The sequence below is a fragment of the Fundidesulfovibrio sp. genome (assembly GCF_058402725.1).
Genome location: NZ_JBZVFJ010000193.1, coordinates 1 through 5,198, shown reverse-complemented (window position 1 = coordinate 5,198; position 5,198 = coordinate 1). Strand labels below are relative to the sequence as shown.

General features: G+C 66.8%; 4 protein-coding genes. 3 read left to right on the top strand and 1 reads right to left on the bottom strand.

Annotated elements, in window-relative coordinates:
• Positions 1 to 358 precede the first annotated feature (358 nt).
• A complete protein-coding gene (gene asnS, locus ACV4UX_RS17100; protein WP_491594490.1) occupies positions 359 to 1,735 on the bottom strand; it encodes an asparagine--tRNA ligase in 1,377 nt (458 codons plus the stop codon).
• A 201-nt stretch (positions 1,736 to 1,936) separates the two neighbouring features.
• On the opposite strand from asnS, the gene ftsY reads away from it, so the two are divergent.
• The 3 genes from ftsY to ACV4UX_RS17085 form a co-directional block, all read left to right on the top strand.
• Positions 1,937 to 3,367, top strand: a complete 1,431-nt coding sequence (ftsY, locus tag ACV4UX_RS17095) for a signal recognition particle-docking protein FtsY (RefSeq protein WP_491594489.1) — start codon at positions 1,937 to 1,939, stop codon at positions 3,365 to 3,367.
• A gap of 9 nt (positions 3,368 to 3,376) precedes the next feature.
• Complete coding sequence (locus tag ACV4UX_RS17090) at positions 3,377 to 3,898, top strand: HD domain-containing protein (RefSeq protein WP_491594488.1); 522 nt, start codon at positions 3,377 to 3,379, stop codon at positions 3,896 to 3,898.
• Between the two features lie 158 nt (positions 3,899 to 4,056).
• A partial coding sequence (locus tag ACV4UX_RS17085; protein ID WP_491594487.1) for a RecQ family ATP-dependent DNA helicase occupies positions 4,057 to 5,198 on the top strand: 1,142 nt, incomplete at its 3' end.

The following is a 5,198-nucleotide window of genomic DNA, read 5'->3' as shown; positions in this document are numbered from 1 at the left end:
CGTCAGGCAGAAGGGGGCTTTTACGGGCGCTCGCCCCAAACGTCAACGACTATTTTCAACTTCCGTCGCCTTCCACTCTCACATCTCATTAACACCATGTTTTTTAACACTATAAATTTTGAACGATGGTGTTCTTCAGGGCTCATTCCCTGCCGTTTCTTCCCGCTTCACCACCCCCTTCAGGAGACGATTCGCAGACATCCCCTTCTGCACGCTCCGCCTGGAGCGCGCGCATGGGGCCTCCGGAGGTCTTGCGTTCTTCCCGAAACGCCCTCGTTCCGATCCCTGCCCTGCCCACGCAAAACGCCCGGGAGCGGCGTCCTGCCGGTCCCGGGCGTCTTGTCAGGGAAGCTGGTCCCTAGAATTCAAGGTGCTTGTAGGTGCGGGGGAAGGCGATCACGTCGCGGATGTTGGTGGCGCCGGTGGCCAGCATCACCAGGCGCTCGAAGCCGAGCCCGAAGCCCGCGTGCGGGGCCGTGCCGAAGCGGCGCGTGTCCAGGTACCACTGGTAGTGCTCGGCTGCCAGGCCCATTTCGGCGATGCGCGCCTCCAGGCGATAGAGACGCTCCTCACGGGCGCTGCCGCCCACGATCTCACCGATGCGCGGCACGAGCACGTCCATGGCCCCCACGGTCTCTCCGTCGTCGTTCTGGCGCATGTAGAAGGCCTTGATGTCCTTGGGGTAGTCGTGGACGATCACGGGTTTCTTGAAGTGCTCCTCGGCAAGGTAGCGCTCGTGCTCGGTCTGGATGTCCTTGCCGAAGGCCGCCTCGTACTCGAAGGAGCGGGGGGCCTTGCGCAGGATCTCCACCGCTTCCCTGTATGGAATGCGCTCGAAAGGCTCGTTCACCAGCCGTTCCAGGGTGGCCATGAGGGTGGTGTCCACCCACTTGGCGAAGAGCTCCAGATCCGCCCCCCTGCGCTCCATCACCGCCCGGATGCAGTACTTGAGGATGTCTTCGGCCAGGTCCATGTTGTCCTGGAGGGTGGCGAAGGCCATCTCGGGCTCCACCATCCAGAACTCGGCCGCGTGGCGCGCGGTGTCGGAAGGTTCGGCCCGGAACGTGGGGCCGAAGGTGTACACGTCGCCCAAGGCCAGGGCGAAGGGCTCGGCCGAGAGCTGCCCCGACACCGTGAGGAAGGCGTCCTTGCCGAAGAAGTCGTTTTTGACGCCTTCGGGTCCCAGTGGCTTTCCGGGGTCAAGGGCCGTCACGCGAAGCATCTCGCCCGCGCCCTCGCAGTCCGACCCCGTGATGATGGGCGTGTGCAGGTAGAAGAAGCCGCGTTCCTGGAAATACCTGTGGATGGCCAGGGCCAGTTCGGAGCGGATGCGGAACATGGCCCCGAACTTGTTGGTGCGCGGCCGCAGGTGGGCGATGGCCCGCAAGAACTCGTCGGAGTGGCGCTTCTTCTGGAGGGGGAAGGTCTCCTGGTCGGCCGCGCCGATCAGTTCCACGCCCGTGGCCTTGACCTCCCACGCCTGGCCCTTGCCGGGCGAGGCCACCAGAGCGCCCCGCACGGCCACGCTCGCGCCCGTGCCGATTTCCTTGACCCCGTCGTACCCCTGGGCCGTGGAGTCCACTATGGCCTGGATGTTGGCCAGGCAGGAGCCGTCGTTGATCTCCAGGAAGGAGAAGTCCTTGGCGTCGCGGCGCGTGCGCACCCACCCCTTGACCAGCACCTGCTCCCTGCCCTCGCGGGCGGACAGCAGTTCCGTGATTTTCGTGCGTTTCATGGCTTCCGCTTATCCCAGATTCCGGCTTGCGGGCAAGCATTTCCGCAGGAGGACTGCTGGTCCGCTAGGCGGAACGACGGAGACTCCGCCATGGACACTTGAAGAACCGGTCCATTCCAGAGTATAAGGAAGGGATTTCAAGCTCAAGGCCTCTCCGGCCCCGGGCCGGGTTTGCCGTCACCCTCTTCATCAAGGAATACCATGGGCTTCTTCTCAAAGATCACCTCCTGGCTGGGCGGCAAGAAGAGCGACCTGCCCGCCGAGGCCGCCTCGCCCGAACAGACCGGGGATGCCGCCGCCAAACAGCCCGATGTCCAGCCGGACGCAGCGCCCCCGACCTCCGCCGAAACGCCCCAGGACAGCCTGACGCCCCCCACAGCCCCGAAAACCGAGCCCCTCGAGGCCCCGGAAGCTCCCACCGCGCATCTGGCCAGCGAGGACTGGCAGAAGGAACTCACCCTCGCCCTGCGCCAGGCAGAGCCCAGGCTCTCCGTCTGGCTCGCCATCGTCCTCCAGGGCGTGAGCGTGGCGGGTCCCGAGCTGTGGCAGCGCCTGCGCTTCCTCTTCACCTGCCTGGAGGCCCCCGCCGCCGAAGCCGACGATTTCATCGCCCGCTTCGAGAAATGGCTCGCCAACATGGGCTACGAGGAGGTGGAGGAGTTCCGCTCAGAACTCCAGTACCGCCTCGCCCTGGCCCTGGAACTCGAAGACGAGGAGGACGAGCGCTCCCGACTCTTCCTCAAACTCTCCGAAGGCCTGGCCAAGACCCGCGAGCAGATCGCCGCGCGCATCGACGGCCTGCTCTCCTCCCACGACAAGATGGACGACGATTTCTGGGAAGAGCTGGAGGAAATCCTCATCATGGCCGACGTGGGCTTCGAGCCGGCGGGAAAGCTCCTGGCCCAGCTCAAGAACCGCGCCCGCAAGGCCGGCGTCTCCGATCCCTCCGGCTTCAAGGAGATCCTTCGCGAGGAGCTCGCCCAGATCTTCCGCGCCCCCAAGACCATCAAAGCCGTCAACCCGCCCGAAGTGGTGATGATCGTGGGCGTCAACGGCGTAGGCAAGACCACCACCATCGCCAAGCTGGCCTACCGCGCTCAGATGCAGGGCCGCAAGGTGCTCATCGCCGCAGGCGACACCTTCCGCGCCGCCGCCATCGAACAGCTTCAGATCTGGGCCAACCGCGTGGGCGCGTCCTTCTTCTCCAAGGGCGAAAGCGCCGACCCCGCCGCCGTGGCCTTCGAGGCCATGGAACGCTGCCTGGCCGAAGGCTGCGACCTCATGCTCCTGGACACCGCCGGACGCCTGCACACCAAGGCCAACCTCATGGAAGAACTCAAGAAGATCGAACGCGTCCTGGGCAAGAAGCACCCCGGCGCGCCCCACCGCACCATCCTGGTGGTGGACGCCACCACCGGCCAGAACGCCCTCTCCCAGACGAAACTCTTCAACGAGGCCGTCGGCGTGGACGAAATCGTCCTCACCAAGCTCGACGGCACCGCCAAGGGCGGCGTGGTGGTGGGCATCGCCCTGGAACACTCCATCCCCATCACCTTCGTGGGACTCGGCGAAAAGATGGAAGACCTGCGGCCCTTCTCCGGCGAGGATTTCGCCAAAGCCCTTCTGGCCTGAGCCTTCACCATGCGCATCCCCAACCGCAACGACGCCCTCGAACTGCTCCAGAGCCACCAGTGCGATAACCCGCAACGCGTGGCCCACTCCCTGGCCGTGGCCGAACTGGCCATGGCCATCGGACAAAACCTCAACGCGCGCGGCCTCTCCCTCGACCTGGAACTCATCGAGGCCGCCGCCATCCTCCACGACATCCGCAAGGGACACCCCGACCACGACCGCTCCGGCGCCGAACTCCTGCGTGCCCTGGACTACCACTCCACCGCCGATGTCGTGGAAGTGCACACCCGCCTGGGCGGCCGCACCCCAGCCCCGGACGAGCCCATCACCGAGGCCGAGGTGGTCTACATCGCGGACAAGAGCTACCGCCGTGTGAACCGCGTCTCCATCGAGGACCGCTACAGCATCTGGAAGAACACCTGGAAGGACAACCCCGAACGTCTGGCCAGCGTCACGCGCGGCGAGAACCGCGCCAAAGCCGTGCGGGCGAGGATCGAAAAGGCTCTGGGACAGCCCCTGCAGGACGTCTAGCCAGGGCGAAGCCGTTGCGGGCGGCAGGTTGGCCGAAGAAGCCTCCGGCGGCCAAAGGGCTACGCCCTTTGGAATCCCTTTTTGCTTCGCGGGCTTCACCGGGTGGGACTGTGTTGCCGGTCCCGGTGCTCCACCCCAACAACCACTAGGACATGTCCATGGCAGCCGCCAGCCCTCCCCTGCCCCCTGCCGTGCTGCCGCTCTTGCGGGAGGCGTTCGGGTTCGAGTCCTTGCGGCCCGGCCAGGCTGACGCCGTCGCCCGGCTGCTGTCGGGCCGCAGCGTGCTGGCGATCTTCCCCACGGGGGGCGGCAAGAGCCTGTGCTACCAGTTGCCCGCGCTGTTGATGCCGGGCGTGACGCTGGTGGTGTCGCCGCTCTTGGCGCTCATGAAGGACCAGATGGACTTCTTGACCTCGCGGGGCCTCCCGGCGGCGCGCTACGATTCGAGCCTGGATGCGCAGCAGGCCCGGGACGTTCTGGGCAGGCTGCGTGCCGGTGAGCTGAAGATCCTGTACATCTCCCCGGAGCGGCTTTCCAACGAGCGGTTTCTGGGCGTGATCCGGCGCGTGCGGGTGTCGCTCTTGGCGGTGGACGAGGCCCACTGCATCAGCCAGTGGGGGCACAACTTCCGCCCGGAGTACCTGAAGATCGCGCGCACGGCCCGGGAGCTGGGCGTGGAGCGCGTGCTGGCGCTGACGGCCACGGCGGACCGGGACACGGCGGCCGACATCGCGAACGGCTTCGGCGTGGCCCAGGACGACGTGGTGCACACGGGCTTCTACCGCCCCAACCTGGAGCTGCGGGCCACGGCGGCCACGCCCTCGACGCGGCGTCAGCTGTTGCTGGAGCGGCTGCGCGGGCGTCCCAAGGGTGCGGCGCTGGTGTACGTCACCTTGCAGAAGACGGCGGAGACGGTGGCGCAGTGGCTGCGGGAGCACGGCGTGGAGGCCCGGGCCTACCACGCGGGCATGGCCCAGGAGGAACGCGAGGCGGTGCAGGAGGCCTTCATGGCCTCGGGGGAGCTGACGGTGGTGGCCACCATCGCCTTCGGGATGGGTGTGGACAAGGCCGATCTGCGCTCCGTCTACCACTACAACCTGCCCAAGGGCGTGGAGAGCTACGCCCAGGAGGTGGGCCGGGCCGGGCGCGACGGGCTGCCCTCGGTGTGCGAGCTTTTCGTGTGCCCGCGCGACACCCTGGTGCTGGAGAACTTCGCCCTGGGCGACACGCCCGATGCGGAGTCGGCGGCGTCCCTGCTGGGCGAGCTGTTCGGGGGCGGGGACGAGCTCCTGCTGTCGCC